Raw genomic sequence first — 17,888 nt, 5'->3', positions numbered from 1 at the left:
GCATTCGAGGGAATGACGATGATGAAGCCTGTCACGTACTCACTTGCGGTTATTGCGGCCGTGTGTGGTGGAGGGCTGTCGTTCTGGGCGGTGCGTGAAGGCGAATCGAGACAGATTGATGCGCTGGCGGAGCGGGCTGTTTGCGAACTGAAGCTGGCGCCGGGCGAGACTGAAGTCTCACGGGCCTTCACCCTGCCCAATGCCATTGAGGTGTTTCACATTGGCGTCCGTGTGGTGGCGGAAGACGAGCGCCTGTCCGTATTGGTGCACGATACGCGCGGGGAGCTCGTGTGCAGCGCGACGCTGAACCGCACCACGCGCTATGGCGGCGGGCGGGATATACCGCCGGGAAACTACATCGCGACCCTGCGGCAGGAAAGCGGCGCGCACGGCGGGTATGCCGTAATCAGCGATCGGGGGGTTGTGGAACGGATTACGGGCTGGCAGGTCTACTCGCGCGTCTTCCTGGGCCTGGTGGTCGCGTCGGCGCTCTGGGCCCTCTTTGCGCGGCGTTCCGAGCGCGCGCGGAACCGCGTTCTGAGCCGGCAGGTGGCGATGATGCTTTCCATGGCGTTTCTGGCCATGTTCATGTACCTGTTTTTTCACGAGGGCGGTCACGCGCTGGCCGAACTGGCGTTCGGGCGCTTCGACCTGGCCAGTTCCGATTTCTGGGGCATTCACGGTCGCCCGCACTCCGGTGGCAAGCCCGGCGTCGCCCTCGCGCCCTGGCAACAGGGGCTGATCTCCGGCGGCGGCTTCATCGGGCCTACGCTCGCCGGGTGGCTGCTGTACCTGCTCTGGATCACACCCGCGGGAAGGCGGCTCCGGCACGCGTATCCGGCGCCCAGCCTGTACTACGCGGCGGTGCTGGCGATGGCGCTCATCCCGTCCGTGATAACACCCGGGCTTCTGCTCGGCCTTATCGACGATGGCGATTGGTGGGGGTTTGTTACCCACATGCCGGGGCCTTCCTGGGCCATACAGGGAATCGTGTGGATATCGCTGTTCCCGAACGCATGGATTCTCTGGCGGATCGTTCCGGAGTTTCTGCGGGTGGCGAAGGCGCATTTTGCGGCTGGAGCGGCAACGCGCGCCACCGAGAGCTCAGGCCACTGACGGGTCAGGCAAGGATCCCAACCTTCCGTGCCGCGCGATGCGTGACGTCGCGGGTCCGTCGACAATCATGTACGCCGGGGGCATGATTGGCAACATTTCGCTGAGAGGTATATACTGCCGGGCATTGCGCTGCCGGCCGGGGACCGGGGAAGGCCTCTCGGCCGCGCGCTGGATCCGGGGAGACTACGGGGAGTATGGCCTATGATGGAAGGCATTGACGACGGCATTCTGAAGATTCTGGGCGCCGCCATATTCGCCGGGGTGCTGGGCGCGGGCTTTTTCCAGCGCTTTCGGATCCCGCTGGTCACGGGCTACATCATTGTCGGGTTGATTATCGGCGAAAGCGGGTTCCGGTGGGCGACGCAGGAGGACGTGGCGAACCTGCAGATGTTCAACCTGTTCGCGCTGGCGCTTATCGGGTTCCTGGTGGGGAGCGAGCTGAAGTGGGACGTCTTTAAATCGCGGGGGTCGCAGCTCGTGGCGATTCTGCTTTTCGAAGGGGTGGGCGCGTTCGTGATCGTGGGCGGGGCGACGTCCATTCTCGTTTATCTGGCGGTGGGGAACCTGCCGGGATCCATCGCCGCGGGGGTGATGTTCGGCGCGATCGCGTCGGCCACGGACCCCGCGTCCACCATGGGCGTGCTCTGGGAGAACCGGGCGCGGGGCGTGGTAACGACGACGCTGGTGGCCGTGGTGGCGATGGACGACGCGCTGGCGATGGCGCTCTATGCGTTCGGCGCGAGCTTTGCGCAGATGCTCACGGGGCAGAGCGTGACGATCGGGCACGAGCTCCAGACCATCGGTATCGAGCTGGGCGGCGCGCTGTTGTTGGGGACGGTGGCCGGCCTGATCATGGTGGTGCTGTTGCGGCGGCTGCGCCTGCTGGAGCACGCGCTGGCGGTGGCGCTGGGCCTGATCTTCATGATCATGGGGATTTGCGTGACCGCGCATATCGACGTCATTATAACGACGATGATGATGGGCGTGGTGTTAACCAACGTGCTCCCGCGCCGCAGCCACGACCTGTTTGAGAAGGTCGCGTCGTTTTCCACGCCGATTTACGTGCTGTTTTTTGTGCTGGCGGGCGCCCGGATGGCCCTGGGCAACATGCCGCCTTGGATGTGGCTCCTCGTGGTGGTGTTCATCGTGGCGATGTGCGGCGGCAAGATTGCCGGCACGTACCTGGGCGCGCGGATTACCGGCGCCCCGGCCCCCGTGCGGAAGTATGCCGGCATGGGGCTGCTGGTGCAGGGCGGCATTGCGGTGGGCCTGGCGATGATGGCGGCCTCGCACCTGGGCGACGTGCCGCTCGCGGAAGGCCTGATGCTGGGCGATCTGATTATCGTTACAATCACGGCCACGACCTTTATCGTCCAGCTGGCGGCGCCCGCGCTGATCCGGCTTTCCGTGATGAAGGCGGATGAGATCGGGCGGGACGTGACGGAGGAAGACTTGATCGCCTCCATGACGGTGGGGGATGTCATGCTGGAGGAAGTGCGGGCGCTGCAGGAGGGCGAGCCGCTGACGCGGGTGTTCGAGGAGTTCGCGGCGCAGGACCACATGCAGTTGCCCGTGGTGAATCGCGAGGGCGTCGTTACCGGCGTGGTGACGCTCGACAAGCTGCGCGAAATCTTCGCGAGCCAGGATACGTGGGAGTGGCTGGTGGCGCGCGATGTCACGGTGCGCATGCGGGATCTGGTGACGCCGTTGGACCCGCTTCCGGAGGTGCTGGAGCGCATGCGGGCCACCGGCGCGGACGAGTTCATCGTGATTACGTCGCGGGAGGAAGGCAAGCTGGCCGGCGTAATGAATGGGCGGCAGACACGGAAGACTATCAACCACCGGCTTCTTGAGAAGCAGCACGCCGCCGATCTCGCGAGCGCGGGCGCGCCGGCCACGGCTTCATAGACAATGGGTGAAGTTCTGAACATTGCCGCGCATAGACTGTAGGGAAGTTATGATACGGGCTTTCAGCCCTGGCCGAGCCAATTTACCTGGGCCACCGGCCCAGGCTGATATGATCCGCACCTTCGGTGCTAAAGAAATGGGTAATACTTCAGCGGAATGAAGCTGGCTTGATTCCTCGACGACACAATCCCGCACTGCAGCGGAAGTGCGGACGAATGGGAGCGCGGGTCGAAGATGCGCCGTGGTGGACGGCCCGCCCGCAACGCGCCGGAGGCGCGAATCAACAAGGAGCAACCCGACCATGAAAACCAGCCCGGCCTTGCTGTCGCTTCTGCTTGTCTTTGGGTCCGCCGCGCGCGCGGAAGAGGCGATTGACTACCCGAAACCGGTGGGCGAGGAAGCTTACGCGCTGCTGGAGTCTATGTATGACTACGGTGTCGATATTCCCTTGGAGGCGCGCGCGGTGGAACTCAAGGAGGAGGAGGGAACGATCCGGCGCAAGATCGTGTTCCGTGGCGCGCGCGGGTACCTGGTCCCGGGCTACCTGGAAGTGAAGGCGGACGCGCCCGCGCCGTATCCCTGCGTGCTGCTCATGCACGGCTGGTCGGGCGGGCGCGAGAACTGGTGGCGGGACGGCGGATACATTCACGGGGGAGAGGCGCGGCGCGCGCTGCTGGAGCGGGGATTCGCCGTGTTTGCGCTGGACGCCCAGGCCCACGGCGATCGCATCGCGGAGAACGGGTACGCGTTGGTCAACGACTACAGCGATCCCGGGGACCCGCCGCGGAAGAATCTGTTCACATTGCGCGATATCATCACGCAGACCATCCTGGATTACCGCCGGGGGCTGGATTATCTCGCGACGCGCGGGGACATCGACATGGGCCGCATCGGCGCCGTGGGCTACAGCATGGGCGGCTTTCACGCCGTGGCGCTAACGGCAGTGGAGCCGCGGATCCAGGCGGCGGCGGGCTGCGTCGTGCCGGTGACGTGGCGGGAGGACCCGATCCTCGATCCGGCGAACTACTTGCGCGGGATCGGCGGGCGCCCGTTCATGATGCTGCAGGGCAAGACGGATCCGCTTTGCGACGAGGCGCACTCCAACGCGCTCTTTTCGCTGATCGCGGGTGAAACGGCGCGCCTGGTCCAATACGACGCCGGGCACAAGCTGCCGTCCGCCTGGGTGGACGAGGCCATTCCCTGGCTGGCGGACCGGCTGTAGGCATTCGGGGATCGCGCGCCGCGAGCGCATCAGTGCGGCTTCATGAGGCCGCCGCTACATCTGCGTGGCGAGGTAGATACCGCCGGCGATCAGCAGCCCCGCCAGGACCGCGAATGTGATCTTGACCCAGCTCCACGGGCGCTCGCCCTGAACCTCGCCGGTTCGCCCGTTCACGAGAAAGCGGTAGATCCGGTTGTGGTAGCGGTAGGCGCTGATCCAGATGGGCAGCAGGATGTGCTTGAACGTGATATTGCTGTATTGCGTGGAGCACTGGTGGATACGCTGCTCGTCACCGCCGATGTCGCGCCGGATGGTGGCGCGGATGACGGGGTCCATGCGGTATTTGGCGTGCTCGAAGCCGGCTTCCAGCCCCACGCGGTAGCTTTCGGCCTTGAACCCGCTCAGGTAGTCGTCCTGGTAGGGCGCGACATTCTTCAGGTCCCACGGCTCCAGGGCGTCGGTCTTTGCCTTGGGAAGCGATTCGCTCGCGAGGACCAGGACATCGTCGAAATTGTTCTGGACATGCCCGCTCGCGGGGTACCAGCGCGTTTTTCGGACCTGCCGCGCGCGCATCTGCGTTTTCCCGTTCACAGTGACCGGGTGCATTTCGGTGACCCAGTAATGCTCGCCGCGCTGGCCGGTGTAGCGGGTTCCGGCGTGGCAGTCGTACGTCCAATAGGGGATATAGACCCCCTGGAGGCGCTCCGTTTGTTTCGCGCGCCGTTTCAGGGTATTCGGCGCGAACCAGAGGCCCTGGATCCAGTCCCGGAAGGCCGCGCGCGCGTCTTCCCGGCGAATCTTGAAAGGCAGCACGCCCCCGGGCTTCAATACGCGGTGGGTCTCGGCCGCCTTGACAATGGGCGTGCCGCAAAACGGACACTCATCCGCCGCGACGTTGGGGCCCAGCGTGGAGAGGGCGCCGCAGGACGTGCAGTGCGCCTCAAGGCGTTCCTCCGTATCGGCGGTATCCGCCGCCCGGGCAAGCGCCGCGTGGTAGTCGAGCTCCTCCACGGCGGCCTCCATCGCCGCGATGGCGTTTTCGTGGCCACAGTAGGGGCATGCCAGCGCCTGGGAACCCGGCTGAAACTCCAGGGCGGCCCCGCATTGCTCGCATTCGAATTGTTTGTCCAATTGAACCATCGCACGGCTCCCTTCCGGCGCGCTTGCGCGAAAATCAACCGCCCCTACGGTAATACATGCGGGGGTCCAATTTCATTCGGGCGCGGGGACTGGCGGCGGGCCGCCGGATCAGGCGCGGGCGGCGCGCCCGCGCGGGGCGGAGAGCTTGATAACCAGCAGTTCCAGCGCCAGCATTTCGTCGGTGCCGGTGCTGCGGATTTGCAGGTGGGTTTCCGTACAGAGGGCGAAGGCGCGCTGAAGTTTGGCGAGGCCCAGCTTTCGCGCGAGCGGCATGACCTTATCGCCCACGAAGCGGCTGGCGAGCTTCGCCTCGGTTTCCGGCAGCGCGCGGTAGGCGCTGTCCAGGAGCCAGTTGATCAGGCCGAGAATTTCGTCGGGCTTCTTGCCCATATCCGCCAGCTGGAAGAGCGTGCTCAGCGCCTTCTCCGGGTTGGACGCGGCGATCGCGTCGGTCAGCGCCCACACGGTCTCCTCGGCGACGTCCGCGCAGGCCGCGATGACGTCGTCCTCGGTAACCCGGGGGGCGTCGCCCACGTACGTTGTGACCAGATTGACGGCGTTGTTCACGTCGCCCAGTCGCCCGCCCGCGCGGCTGATCAGCTCCGTGACGGCCCCGGCGTCGATCTTCTTGCCGCGCGTCTCGACCTCGTCCCGGATCCAGGCGCCCAGGGCGCGGTCGTCGAGTTGGGGGCATTCCACGATGGCGCCGGCCTTCTGGCAGGCCTTGAAGAATTTTTTTCGCTTGTCGACCTTGCCGGCGATGATCAAGAGCAGGGTGGTGTCCGCGGGGTCATCGAGGTAGCGGATAAGGGGGTAGAGTGCGGAATTCTTGTCGCCGCTCATGCGGTCGTAGTGGTCCGCGTTGCGGATCACGATAACGCGGCGCTCCGCGAGAAAGGGCAGGGTCTGGGCTTCCAGCACGATTTCGCCCGGCTTCGACTCGTCCGCGTGAAACACACTGTAGCACAGGTCGCGCATGGACGGATCCACACAGGCGGCGGTAATCCGCTGGATGGCGCGTTCGGCGAGGGCCGGCTCCCAGGGCTCCTTGTTGAAGGGGGCCTTTCCCGGCGCGAAGAACAGCACGGGCGGAAGCGGCTTGGCGCCAATCTGGGCGATCAGGCTATGGACGTCCATGGGTCTTCCGTGGAGAGGTTTCGGCGGCGCGCCGCCCGCGGCCCCCGGGGGGGATCAGGACGCGGGCCACGGCTCCACCGTGCGGTAAAAAATATCGGATGCGAGCTGTTCCAGGGCCTCGGCCGCCGCGCGGTTTTCCTCGTCGCTGGCGAAGGAGCGGACGGTGGGCAGGAACACCTCGGCATTGCCGCGGAGTCGGTCGGAGGACTGGCCGGCGGCGCGGGTATAGTAGCTCGTTTCACCCGCCATCAGCTCGTCCTCCCAAAGGACCTCGCCCCTGCGCAGGTCCGTGACGCGCACGCCGGCCGTAATCACCAGGAGGTACTGCGTTACCCGGTCATTCTCGTCGTACGTAAGGCCCTTGAGCTGGTAATTCAGGATGACGCCCTCAAGCAGGAGGTCGGCCTGGTCGGGATGGACGACTTCGAGGCGGCTGTCGTGGATAAACTTGCGGGTGACGGCGTTCGTCAGAGGGGCCTGGAGCCCGAATTCCGGCGTGTGATCGTAGAATGGCGACACCGCGATCGTCTGGTATTCCGGCGGGAGCGAACTCTGCGTGGAGTATCCGCAGCCGGCCACCAGCGCGCCCGCGACGGCGCACGTTACGCCGTGCAGGAACGCTCGAATCATTGCAGCGCCACCACGTCCGGCTTCGGGCTGCCGATGTGTTGAACGCCGGTGTTCTGTTCGAGCCACGCCCGCGCTTCGACGGCGGCCTCGCTGTCGGGGTACTTCTCGACGAGCGCTTCGTAATAGATCTTCGCCGAGGCGAAACGGCGGCGCTTCTCGTAGAACCTGGCGTTGAGCAGCTGCTGCTGTGCGATGCGCTCCTGCATCTCCGACTGCTTCTCGCGGAGCTCCGCGACGCGCTCGTCGCCGGGGTAGCGGCTTTCGAAGCTGTTGATCGCGTCGATGGCGAGCTGGCTCGGGGTCTGGTCATAATCGGGCGGCAGCGACATGTCGTAGTAGCACATCGCGAGGCCGTAGCTGGCCTCGTCCACCCAGTCCGAACCCGGATAGTCCTCGATGACCCGCCGGTAGTCGAAGGCGGCCTCCAGGTAGTTCTCGTTCGTGTAGCGGCACAGGCCCACCTGGTACTGCGCGCGCGCCGCGTTCGCGGTGAAGGGCTGGTTCTCGATCACCATGGAGTAGACCTCCACCGCGCGCTTGAGGGGGCGGCGCTTCCAGAGCGCCCAGCGCTCGCCCATCTTCTTCTGGCCGCGCTCGAAGTAACGGTCACCGATTTCATACTGTTTCTCGATCGCCGCGTCGTAGTGGTCGGTGTCGGGATAGTTCGCGATCAGGTTCTGGAACTCCTTCGCCGCGTCGAGCCACTGGCCCTGGGCCAGTTTGATCTCGCCGCGCAGGAACTGGTTGTCGTCCTCGTACTCGCTGCCCTCGTAGAAGCTCGTGAACTTCCGGGTCTCGCGCCAGGCCTTCTGGTACTGGCCTTCGAGCAGCAGGCTCCGCGCATATTCAAGCTGGAGCTGGGGCGTTTCCTTCGGCATCCGCTTGAGATTGACCCAGCGGCCGGTCTGCGGGGTCCACGTCCACTGGGCATAGGTGTCCAGGCTGCCAAGGCACAGGACCAGCAAGCCCATAAGGGCCGCGCTCTTACGCAAATTCATGCAGGAACTCTCCTGTTGCCATATACGGCCATTGGCCGTGTGGCGCGTGTCCAGGGCGCCCAGCCGGAAAACCAGCAGCGGTCGCGCCGGGTATACACCATGTTCAACCAGACGCGATACTAGCAGGAGGGCTTACAGGAAGGCAACTTGCAGATGCGCTTTCATGGCCGAAACGAAATGGCGACCCGCTGGGGGACGCCCACCGGCGGGCTTCCTGGCGAAAAGACAATGCGCCTGGTGGGGTTGCCGGTTTTCCGGCCATTGGTTATAATCGATAGGACATGAATGTGGCTTTTGACGACGAGGATCTGGATCGGCTTGAGACCGATCCGGCGTCCGGTGCGGAGTATCCACCTGGCGTCGTTCGCGCCTATCGAAAATGCCTCAATATGATACGCAGCGCACCAGATGAACGGATTTTCCGGCTGAGCAAGGGCCTGCGCTATGAAAAGCTCAAGGGAAATCGTTCTGGACAGCACTCCATGCGGCTCAATAGCCAATTTCGATTGATACTGCGCATTGAAGGTGACACGGCGGCCAAGACGGTAGTAATAATGGCCATAGAGGACTATCACTAAGTGAAAACGAACCAAACACTGGCCGCGCGCCGAGTTCCCGCCGAAGCCTTTCCTCCCGGTGAATACCTTCAGGATGAACTGGACGCGCGTCAGCTCCCGCTGTCGGAATTCGCGCTGGCGATCGGGCGCGAGCCCGGATACGTGCAGCGTCTAATCGACGGTAAGGCGCAGCTTACGGCCGACATAGCGCTCCGGCTTGAGGAGGCGCTGGGCCTTGATGCCCAATACTGGCTGAACCTGGAATCCGCCTACCGGCTTGCGAAGAGCCGGGAACGGCGCTACGGCCACAGGCGCGCGGCGCGTTGAGTAGGGAGCTGGCGCTACCCGAACGGTTGCGATCCAGGGGGCCGACGCGCTACGATCACCGGGGTGTGGCGGAGGCCGTTGACCCGCCTGCGGCAATTCCAGATGGAGCCGCGTATTCGTAATCGCAGGCCAGCGCCTGCCCCGTACCACCTCGATTTCATGTGCGGGCGCGCTATTCCCACCTTAACCCAGGCAGAATTGTTTGAGCAAGCAGCCCCCCGAACAGAGCGATGCGTCCTCGCCCGAGGATGCCGGCCCATCCATCCAGCCCGATTCCGAAGGCAGGATTGTGGTGGAGGGCATCGAAGACGAAATCCCCGATGAAGTCCTGCGCCTGGAGCTGGACAAGTTCGAGGGGCCCTTTGAGGTGTTGCTTTACCTGATCAAGTCCCAGGAAATCGACATTTTCGATATTCCCATCGTGAAGGTGACCGAGCAATACCTGCGGTTCCTGGAGATGATGGAGGGGGAAAACCTCGACGCGGCGGGGGATTTCCTCGTGATGGCGGCGACGCTCATCCAGATCAAGTCCAAGATGATCCTGCCGATCGACCTGGCCGACGAGGAGGACGAGGAGGAGATCGAGGAGGAGGATCCGCGGCTGGAGCTGGTGGAGAAGCTGCTGGAATACCGGAAATACCGCGACCTGGCGCAGCTCCTGGGCCGCCAGGGCGACCGCGCGCAGGACTTCTTCCCGCGATCCGCGAAACCGAAGATCGAGGAGGACCCGGACGAGGAGGCGGAGCTGCTGGACATCACGCTCTACGACCTGATGAAGGCGATCCGGTCCATCCTGCGCTACGTGACCGGAAACCGGTTCCACGAGGTGGAGCTGGAGGGCGCCTCCGTCGACGAGAAGATCGCGCACATTCAGGAAATGCTTCTGGAGAAGAGCACGCTCACCTGGGAGGACCTCCGGCGGGCCAATCCCGCGCGCGTGCACCTGATCTGCTGCCTCCTCGCGATCCTCGAGCTGAGCCGGATGCGCCGCATACGCTTCCACCAGCACGCGACTTACGGGGACATCCGCATTTTCGCGCGCGAGCGGGAAGCGGGCGAGGGCGTCCTCGACGACGATGGCTACGAGGCCGAGCTGGATGCGGTGGGCGCGGGGGAAGCCTGACGGCGGCCCGCCGGCGGGCCCGTTCGCGCGTCTGGGGCGATGGCTCCGCGGGTGGATCCCGGCGTCCGACGGGGCCGATAAGCCGCTCGGACAGCGCGGGGAGGACGCCGCCGCGCGCTACCTCAAGCGCCAGGGCTACCGGATCCTCGAACGCAACCGCGTGCTCGGGCGCAATGAAATCGACATTATCGCGCTGGAAGGGGACACCATCGCCTTCGTGGAGGTGCGCACGCGCAAGTCGAAGTCGGGCGTGCTCCCCGAGGATACCGTGGGACCCGCCAAACAGCGCCAGATCCGCCGCGCCGCCAAGCGCTACATTGACCGCTACGGCGATGAGTCCCTCTACTACCGCTTCGATATCGTGGCGATCATCATGCCCGACGACGGCGCGCCGGAAATTACGCTGTACCGGGATGCTTTCCGGGGGTAGGGAGGCCCTGTCGCTACCAGCGGATCATGGCGGAGGCCCAGGTGAGCCCGCCGCCGAAGGCCGCGAGGAGGAGGGTGTCGCCTTCCTTGAGGCGGCCTTCCGCGCGCGCCTGGTCGATGGCGATGGGGATGGAGGCGGCGCTGGTGTTCGCGACTTTCATAACGTTGAGGTAGATCTTTTCCTCGGCGAGGCCCACGCGCTTAGCGGCGGAATCGATGATGCGCTTGTTGGCCTGGTGGGGGATGAAGAGATCGATCTCGTCGACTTTCAGGCCGGTCTGGTGCAGGGCCACTTCGATGGCTTCGCCGAAGGCGCCGATCGCGCGCTTGTAGAGTTCGCGGCCGTTCATCGCGACGCCGAGCTCAATGTCGTTCACGTTGTCGGGGCGGATGGGCTGGCGCGAGCCGCCGGAGGGCACGGAGAGGATCTCCGCGGCGCTGCCGTCGGATCGTGTGTAGGTGGAGAGGACGCCGTGCTCCCCGTGGCGCGCCTGCAACACCGCGGCGCCCGCGCCGTCGCCAAAGAGGACGGCGGTGTCGCGCTTATCCCAGACGAGCTGGTCGGAGAGCTTTTCGGCCCCGACGACGAGGATGGTCTTGTGCACGCCCGCGCGGATGAGGGCGTCGGCATGCTGCAGGCCGTATACGAAGCCCGAGCAGGCGGCGTTCAGGTCGCTGGCGCCGGCGCGCGCGCAGCCGAGGTTGTGCTGGATGACGCAGGCGCTGGAGGGCATAAGGAAATCCGGCGTCAGCGTCGCGCAGATGACGTAGTCGACTTCCTCGGGGGTGACGCCGGCGTCGGCCAGGGCCTTTCTTCCGGCTTCCGTGCCCAGATCCGAAACGGCCTGTTCCTTTGCGGCGAAGTAGCGCTGCTCGATGCCCGTGCGCTGGCGCACCCACTCGTCGGAGGTTTCGACGAATTGAGCGAGATCATCATTGGTTACCAGCCGCTCGGGCAGGTAGTGGCCCGTTCCGATAATTCGGGCATGAATCATGATTCTGCGTCTCCCAGGGATTTCGTGCTGTGCCCGCGCGGGTTGTGACAACCTCATGCCAGAGGCCTGCGATGTGTGGCAAGGTGCGGGAAGGTGGGCCGTATTGTGTCACAAGTTGGCGTGGAAAAGAAAGCAATTCGGGAATTTGTTCCGGTAAATGCGGGCGATCGTACCGCCCGGTAGGTAAGGCGCGCGCGGCGATTGCATGCCCCCGTGCCCGGCCGCTATGCTGCCCCTGGCCCGAACTTGCGACTTCAATCATGGAGGTTGTCCGCATGACCGCTCACCGCATCCACCTGGCCTTTGTCGCCGCGCTCGCGGTCCTGGGGGCCGGCTGCGCGGCGTCCTATACCGAAGCGAACGCCGCGCGCGATGAAATTCTCGAAACCTACTTCACCCCGGAGGCGGCCGAGGTGTTGAAGGCGGTGCCGCTTCGCGTGGGCCCGCTGACGGAGACTGTGGAGGGGCTGGCGGTGGGCGACGATTTGGGGTCGCGGCTGGCGGGCGTCTATTTCGGTTATCCCTGGGAGAAACAGGTGATCGTCACGCCGCCGCTCAGCGACGACACGATCCTGCACGAGTATGTGCACCAGGCGGACTATGCGGGGTTCATTTCGCGCTCGGAATTCGCCGCGGCGGTAATCGGGCCGGAAGCGAGCGAAGCCGACAAGGAATACGCGCGCAACGTGCGCACATTGATTCGTATCACCTACGGCGATGGCCTGCTGGGGACCATCGCGCTGTGGTATGACGACGGATTGAACCGGGAATGGCTCGCGTGGCTGGCGCAGAACTATGCGCTCGACGAATCGCTGGAATGGCCCGCGCACCTGATCCCCGTGTACGAGCGCGCCCTGCAATTCCCGACCGCGCCGGCGGTAGATGAAGAAGACTCATAGAGAAAGGGTTGTCGCCATGATCGGTCCGGTTGCGCGTTTTTCCGTGGTGCTGGCGCTCGCCGCATGTATGTTCTCGGCCCAAGCGCATGATGGGCGGAACACGCCGCTTCCCCAGCCGCCCCGGCTCGCGCAGGCCGAGGACACGCCCGCGGTGCAGTCTGACGCCGCGGTATGCGCCCTCACCCTGCGGCTTGTCGATCCCGCCGGCAACGCCATTCCCGGGCTTGTGCAACTCGTGAATGCGTCCGGCCAGACCATCCGTCCGGCGGCGCTGCTGCCTCGGACAGCCGCGCTTTCGGAGCGATCCGAAGGCGCCGCGGCCCATGGCTGGATGAACCGGTGGTATGTGTTGCCGGGCGAGCGCACAATAGACGTGCCAGCAGAAGAAATCGTGATAGCGGCGTTCTCGGGCATTGCCAGCCGTCGGTCGGAGATCACCGTCGATTTACGCGGAAAGCGCATTGCGGAAGTCGCGGTTCCGATTGCGCCCCTGGCGCCCGCGCTGTCGGGCAGGTGGGTGGCGGGTAACGTGCATCTGCACCTCAAGGACATGAATCACGCCGAGGCCGAGCGGTATGTGACTGAGGTGGCGATGGCGGACCGGCTGGACCTGGTGTTTCTGTCGTACCTGGAGCGCGCCGGGGCGGACGCGACCTACATATCGAACGGATTCACCCGGGCGGATCTGGATCGATTCGAATCGAAGTCCGGCATTCGGTACGGTTGGGGCGAGGAATACCGGCACAACTTTCCCGGGGCGCCGGGCTACGGGCACGTCATGTTTCTTGATTTGCCCGAACTCATTTTGCCGGCGAGTCTCGGCCACGCGATCACGAAACGCGGCAACGACGGTGGCCTCCTGCGCCCCGGCATCGAAGCGGCGCGAAAACAGGAAGCCACCGTGCTGTGGTGCCACAATACCCGTGGCCACGAGGACATCCCAAGTTGGGTCGCCGGGCTGATCGATGGGCAGATCATCTTTGACAGCGGCGCGACGGGCGACTATGCGTCGGGCTTCTATCGCTATCTGAACATCGGCATTCCCGTTCCGATCAGCATGGGCACGGACTGGTTTATCAACGATATGGCCATGACGATGGTGGCGCTGGAGGGCGAGGCCGCGACCGCGCCGTGGCTCGCGGCGTTGCGCGCGGGCCGATCGTGGATCACCAACGGCACGCTGCTCGATTTTTCGGTTGATGACGCCGCGCCGGGCGCCCGCCTCGCGCGCGCGAATGGCGACACGGTGAAGGTGCGCGCGGCCGCGGCGGGCCGGAACGATTTTCTCGGCGTTGAACTTGTGGTGAACGGCCGCATCGTGGGCGGCGCCGCTTCCGAGGCGACCGACGGTGGTTTTGCCGCCACCGCGGAGGTTGAGGTTCCGGTGGACGGGTCCGCGTGGATCGCCGCGCGGATCACGCCGTTTCGCGGGAGCTATGATCGCCCGGAAGTATTGGGCGTGAACTTCAATGAGTACGGCAAGCCCCTCTTCGCGCACACGAGCCCCGTCTATATTGATGTGGACGGCGCGCCGTTGTTCATACCCGAGGCGGCCGAGAGCCTGATCGCCGAATTGCGCTCGAGCATGGTGACGATCCGGCATACGGGGGAATACACGAACGACGCCGAGCGGGAGAAGGTATTGTCCATCTACCGGGAGGCGATGGCGGTCTTGAAGGCGAAGCTGGGGGGCTGAGGAGGCCGCCCGGCGCGAAGGCTGCAAAGTTTGCACAGTTGTGGGGCGAGCGCGCGCGTTTTGCAGGGGGCGGGGGAAGAATTCCGGACCTTTTCATGGCATGTCTTATGCGTTCCTACAGGTGACACCGGCAGTTGAATGAAACAACCGGTCGCCCGACGGTGCGGGCGGCCTGAAAGGAACAGAACCATGAAACGCACACGGTACATCCAAAGCATACTTGCCGTCGTAGGCTTGGCCCTGGTGTTCGGGGCGGTGCAGGCCGTGGCGCAACCGCGGTTCGCCGCCCCGCGCGGCAACTGCTATCTGTACATGCCGGGGGCCAACGCCGCGCCGGCGAAGCCGCTGACCGAAGCCGAAAAGACGGCGCTGAACGACGCGATCCAGGACGAGTACAAGGCCCGGGCCACCTACGAGAAGATTCTGGACACCTTCGGCGACGTGCGGCCGTTCGTGAACATCATCAACGCGGAAGATCGCCATGTGGAGGCGCTGGTTTGGCTTCACGAACGGTATGGGGTCCCGGTCCCGGAAGACACCTGGGCCGACAAGGTTCCCGCGTACGCTTCGTTGAAGGAGGCCGCGGAGGCGGCGGTCGCCGCCGAAACCGAGAACGGCGCGCTCTTTGACGAGTTGTTGAAGAACGTGACGAATCCGGAGGTGCGCAGCGTCTTCGAGGCGCTTCAGTTCGCGACCATGGAGCACCACTTGCCGGCCTTCCAGCGGCTGGTGGACTACGAGAACGGATTGAACCCGAGCGTCGATGAATTCGGCCGCGGTTCGTGCTACTACGGCGTGCCCGGCGCGGCGCGGCGTGGCGCGGGAATGGGCGCGGGCTATGGCCGGGGCCGTGGCGCCGGCTTCGGCGCGGGCGTTGGCCGGGGCGCGGCCTGAACGGCGGCTTCGGTACCGCGCGGGGCGCGGGCTCGGCGGCGGCTACGGCGCGGGCCGTGGCCTGGGCGCGGGTCCGGGCGCGGGCGCCTGGCCGGGCAGCCCGTGGTACAATGCACCAGCCCGGTAATGTCGGGCGGGGACCCGCGATGAACGCCGACAAGACCACCGTAACCGTTGCGCTGGCGGCCATCCTGGCGATGGCCGCCAGCGCCGTTTTGCTCCACGCCGATTACCGGTCCGAGGCGGAAAACCACCGGCGGGTAATGCTGGCGCGCGCGCAGACCGCGCTTGACGCCCTGGCCGCCGGTATTCGTGCGCAGGGCCGGATGGGCCGCTACCGTCACGACCGCCTCTCGCTCATCTTCGAAGAGCTCGCGGCGGCGCCGGATGTGTCCGGCGTGGTGTTGCGCGCTGTGGATGGCGTTGTGGTGGCTTCGGGCGGGGAGACTGCACGGATGGACGGGACCGCATCAACTGGGGAGCGTTGGCTGCCGGAAGTGCTTGAAGTGAGCCGGGCATTCGACATCACCTTCGGCGGCGGGCCGGGCTTGGGGCGCGGCCGCGGCTTCCAGGGCCCCGCGTTCGGCCCGGAACCGGACACGGCGGAGGCCATGCCCGACGGGCCCTACGTCCTGTCGGTGGCGATGGATACCGCCGGCATGCGCGCGGAGATCCAGGGGGATCGGGTGCGGTTTGGCGTTTCGCTGGCGGGCTCCGCGCTGGTGGTGATCCTGGGTGCGGCTGTGGCGCTGGGGGCGGTGCGGCGGCGCCGGTTGCAGACCGCCCTTATTGTGGCGCGGGAACTGGCGGCGCACCAGGCGCAACTCGCACAGATCGGGGCCGGCCTCGCGCACGAGACGAAGAACCCGCTCGGCATCGTGCGCGGCGAAGCGCAGTTGATTGCGGACGCCCCGGCGGATTCCGCCGGAAATCGGGAGCGAGCGTCGCGGATTGTGGATGAGATCGATCGCACGGTGGGGCATATCAACGGATTTCTCGGGCTGGCGCGCCCGCCGGAGATCGCAGCCGGTACCGTTTCCCTGCGCGCGTTTCTCGCGGATTTCGCCAGGCTGGTCGAGGGGGAGGCGGGCCAGCGCGGGGTCGAATTGTCGGTCGAATCCCCGGAAGTGGCCGTTTCCGCCGATGCGGCACAGCTCCGGAAGGCCTTGCTGAATCTCGTTATTAACGCGCTGCACGCCACCGCTTCGGGCGGGCGGATAACGATAGCCGCCACATTCCGCGGCGAGTGCATCGACCTGGCTGTGCGGGATACGGGATGCGGCATTGCGCCCGAAGATCTGCCGCGGGTGACCGAGCCCTATTTTACGCGCTTCGAAGGCGGGTGCGGGCTGGGCCTGAGCATCGTGGAACAGATCGCGCGGGCCCACGGGTGGTCGCTGGAGATCGATTCCACGCCCGGTGCGGGCGCGGCGGTAACCCTGCGCGGGTTGGAACAGGTACACTCTCCCCATGGCTGAGCGCGCACGAATCGCAATTGTGGACGACGACCCGGGCCAGCGGCAGTTGCTGGACAACGCCCTGGCGCGCGCCGGTTTCGACACCGTTTGCTGCGCGGATGGCCCGGCGGGCCTGGCGACCGCGGACCGCTGCGATCTGATGCTGCTCGACGTGCGCATGCCGGGAATGAGCGGCCTGGAGGTGCTGGCGAAAGTCAAGGTCATGCGCCCCGACCTGCCGGTCATCCTGCTTACCGCCTACATCGATGTGCGCGACGCTGTGGCGGCGATCAAGCAGGGCGCGCTGGACTACCTGGAGAAGCCCGTCGATCTCGACGAACTGATCGCGGCGGTGGACGATGCCCTCGGCGCCCCGCGCGATGGGCTGGACGGCCCCGAGGGCGTTACGCTGCCGCCGGGCGTGGTGGCGGAAAGCCCGGCCATGCGCCAGGTGTTTCAGCAGGCATTGCGCTCCGCCGGAACCGACGCGGCCATTCTGATATCGGGCGAAAGCGGAACCGGCAAGCAGGTGATCGCCGAGTTCATCCAACAGCACAGCCTCCGCCGGGATGGCCCCTTCGTCACGGTGAACTGTGGCGCAATCCCCGAGAACCTCATCGAGAGCGAGCTCTTTGGCCATGAGAAAGGCGCGTTCACCGGGGCCGATCGCCAGCGCGCGGGACGCTTCGAAGAGGCCGATCGCGGCACGCTGTTTCTCGACGAGATCGGAGAGCTTCCGGTTCCGCTTCAGCCCGTGCTGCTGCGCGTGCTCGAATCGGGCCGCTTCCACCGTATCGGCGGATCGGAGGAGCGGCGCGCGGATGTGCGCCTGATTGCGGCGACCAACCGGGATCTCGAGGCGGAGGTGAAGGCGGGCCGTTTCCGGGATGACCTGTATTATCGCGTCAACGTGTTTCCCCTGACGGTTCCGCCGCTGGCCGCGCGGCGCGAGGATATTCTGCCCCTGGCGGCACGGTTCCTGAAACCCCATGGCAAGCGGCTCGCGCCAGCCGCCGAGCGCTGCCTGCTTGCCCATGGCTGGCCCGGAAACGTTCGGGAATTGCGAAATGCGCTGGAACGCGCGGCGATTCTGGCGGTGGGCCAGCAGATCCTGGCGTCGGACCTTCCCGACGCGATACGCCGCGGAGAGAACGAGGCGCGCACCCCGGGCAGCGTGCTGGTGGGCGATATGGAGGCCATCCAGCGCCAGGCCATCCTGGAGGCCCTGGAGAAGACCGGCGGGAACAAGACCCGCGCGGCCCAGTTGCTCGGCATCAGCCGCCGAAACCTGATCTACAAACTGCGGGACTACGGGATGTAGGCGCCCCTGCCGGGATTGGCGGATTTCCGCCGCCGCATG

Annotated in this window: 17 protein-coding genes; 12 read left to right on the top strand and 5 right to left on the bottom strand. The window is 65.6% G+C overall.

Annotated elements, in window-relative coordinates; translation table 11 throughout:
- The first annotated feature begins 18 nt into the window (after positions 1–18).
- The 3 genes from KF886_16060 to KF886_16050 all read left to right on the top strand — a co-directional run bounded on the left by KF886_16060 (position 19) and on the right by KF886_16050 (position 4,246).
- Positions 19–1,116, top strand: a complete 1,098-nt coding sequence (locus tag KF886_16060; protein MBX3178870.1) for a hypothetical protein — start codon at positions 19–21, stop codon at positions 1,114–1,116.
- Between the two features lie 201 nt (positions 1,117–1,317).
- Entirely contained in the window at positions 1,318–3,024 is a 1,707-nt protein-coding gene (locus KF886_16055) for a cation:proton antiporter (GenBank protein MBX3178869.1), read from the top strand.
- Positions 3,025–3,325: 301 nt separating this feature from the next.
- Positions 3,326–4,246: an alpha/beta fold hydrolase gene (locus KF886_16050; GenBank protein ID MBX3178868.1), complete on the top strand. Its 921-nt coding sequence runs from the start codon at positions 3,326–3,328 to the stop codon at positions 4,244–4,246.
- A 54-nt stretch (positions 4,247–4,300) separates the two neighbouring features.
- Here KF886_16050 and KF886_16045 read toward each other — a convergent pair whose 3' ends face one another.
- From KF886_16045 to bamD, 4 genes are all read right to left on the bottom strand, one after another.
- Positions 4,301–5,386, bottom strand: coding sequence for a hypothetical protein (locus KF886_16045; GenBank protein MBX3178867.1), 1,086 nt, complete (start codon positions 5,384–5,386; stop codon positions 4,301–4,303).
- Between the two features lie 108 nt (positions 5,387–5,494).
- Complete coding sequence (gene holA, locus KF886_16040) at positions 5,495–6,523, bottom strand: DNA polymerase III subunit delta (protein ID MBX3178866.1); 1,029 nt, start codon at positions 6,521–6,523, stop codon at positions 5,495–5,497.
- Positions 6,524–6,577: 54 nt separating this feature from the next.
- A complete protein-coding gene (locus KF886_16035; GenBank protein MBX3178865.1) occupies positions 6,578–7,153 on the bottom strand; it encodes an LptE family protein in 576 nt (191 codons plus the stop codon).
- Positions 7,150–8,151 carry an outer membrane protein assembly factor BamD gene (gene bamD, locus KF886_16030; protein MBX3178864.1) on the bottom strand — a complete coding sequence of 334 codons (1,002 nt, stop codon included), beginning with the start codon at positions 8,149–8,151 and terminating at the stop codon, positions 7,150–7,152. The genes KF886_16035 and bamD overlap by 4 nt, the downstream gene beginning before the upstream one ends.
- Before the next feature lie 281 nt (positions 8,152–8,432).
- Here bamD and KF886_16025 point away from each other — a divergent pair, with 281 nt between their 5' ends.
- From KF886_16025 to KF886_16010, 4 genes are all read left to right on the top strand, one after another.
- The gene (locus tag KF886_16025) at positions 8,433–8,729 is read left to right on the top strand and encodes a type II toxin-antitoxin system RelE/ParE family toxin (GenBank protein ID MBX3178863.1); all 297 of its coding nucleotides are present in this window, start codon (positions 8,433–8,435) and stop codon (positions 8,727–8,729) included.
- The gene (locus KF886_16020; protein MBX3178862.1) at positions 8,730–9,035 is read left to right on the top strand and encodes a HigA family addiction module antidote protein; all 306 of its coding nucleotides are present in this window, start codon (positions 8,730–8,732) and stop codon (positions 9,033–9,035) included.
- Between the two features lie 202 nt (positions 9,036–9,237).
- Positions 9,238–10,158 (top strand): segregation/condensation protein A, encoded by a 921-nt coding sequence (locus KF886_16015; protein MBX3178861.1) that lies wholly within the window; start codon positions 9,238–9,240, stop codon positions 10,156–10,158.
- A complete protein-coding gene (locus KF886_16010; GenBank protein MBX3178860.1) occupies positions 10,133–10,588 on the top strand; it encodes a YraN family protein in 456 nt (151 codons plus the stop codon). The genes KF886_16015 and KF886_16010 overlap by 26 nt, the downstream gene beginning before the upstream one ends.
- Before the next feature lie 13 nt (positions 10,589–10,601).
- Here KF886_16010 and KF886_16005 read toward each other — a convergent pair whose 3' ends face one another.
- On the bottom strand, positions 10,602–11,582 hold the full coding sequence (locus tag KF886_16005; protein ID MBX3178859.1) for a ketoacyl-ACP synthase III: 981 nt from the start codon (positions 11,580–11,582) through the stop codon (positions 10,602–10,604).
- 275 nt (positions 11,583–11,857) lie between these two features.
- Here KF886_16005 and KF886_16000 point away from each other — a divergent pair, with 275 nt between their 5' ends.
- The 5 genes from KF886_16000 (at position 11,858) to KF886_15980 (ending at position 17,849) form a co-directional block, all read left to right on the top strand.
- Positions 11,858–12,481, top strand: coding sequence for a hypothetical protein (locus tag KF886_16000; GenBank protein MBX3178858.1), 624 nt, complete (start codon positions 11,858–11,860; stop codon positions 12,479–12,481).
- Between the two features lie 16 nt (positions 12,482–12,497).
- Complete coding sequence (locus KF886_15995; protein ID MBX3178857.1) at positions 12,498–14,177, top strand: CehA/McbA family metallohydrolase; 1,680 nt, start codon at positions 12,498–12,500, stop codon at positions 14,175–14,177.
- 345 nt (positions 14,178–14,522) lie between these two features.
- Positions 14,523–15,071 (top strand): DUF2202 domain-containing protein, encoded by a 549-nt coding sequence (locus tag KF886_15990; GenBank protein MBX3178856.1) that lies wholly within the window; start codon positions 14,523–14,525, stop codon positions 15,069–15,071.
- 146 nt (positions 15,072–15,217) lie between these two features.
- Complete coding sequence (locus tag KF886_15985) at positions 15,218–16,549, top strand: hypothetical protein (GenBank protein ID MBX3178855.1); 1,332 nt, start codon at positions 15,218–15,220, stop codon at positions 16,547–16,549.
- Positions 16,542–17,849, top strand: a complete 1,308-nt coding sequence (locus KF886_15980; protein MBX3178854.1) for a sigma-54-dependent Fis family transcriptional regulator — start codon at positions 16,542–16,544, stop codon at positions 17,847–17,849. Before KF886_15985 ends, KF886_15980 begins: the two co-directional genes overlap by 8 nt.
- Positions 17,850–17,888 lie beyond the last annotated feature (39 nt).

The organism is Candidatus Hydrogenedentota bacterium, assembly GCA_019637335.1.
In the GTDB taxonomy this organism is placed as follows: domain Bacteria; phylum Hydrogenedentota; class Hydrogenedentia; order Hydrogenedentales; family JAEUWI01; genus JAEUWI01.
Note: the sequence above shows the minus strand (reverse complement) of the source record. Positions and strands in the feature narration are given on the sequence as shown.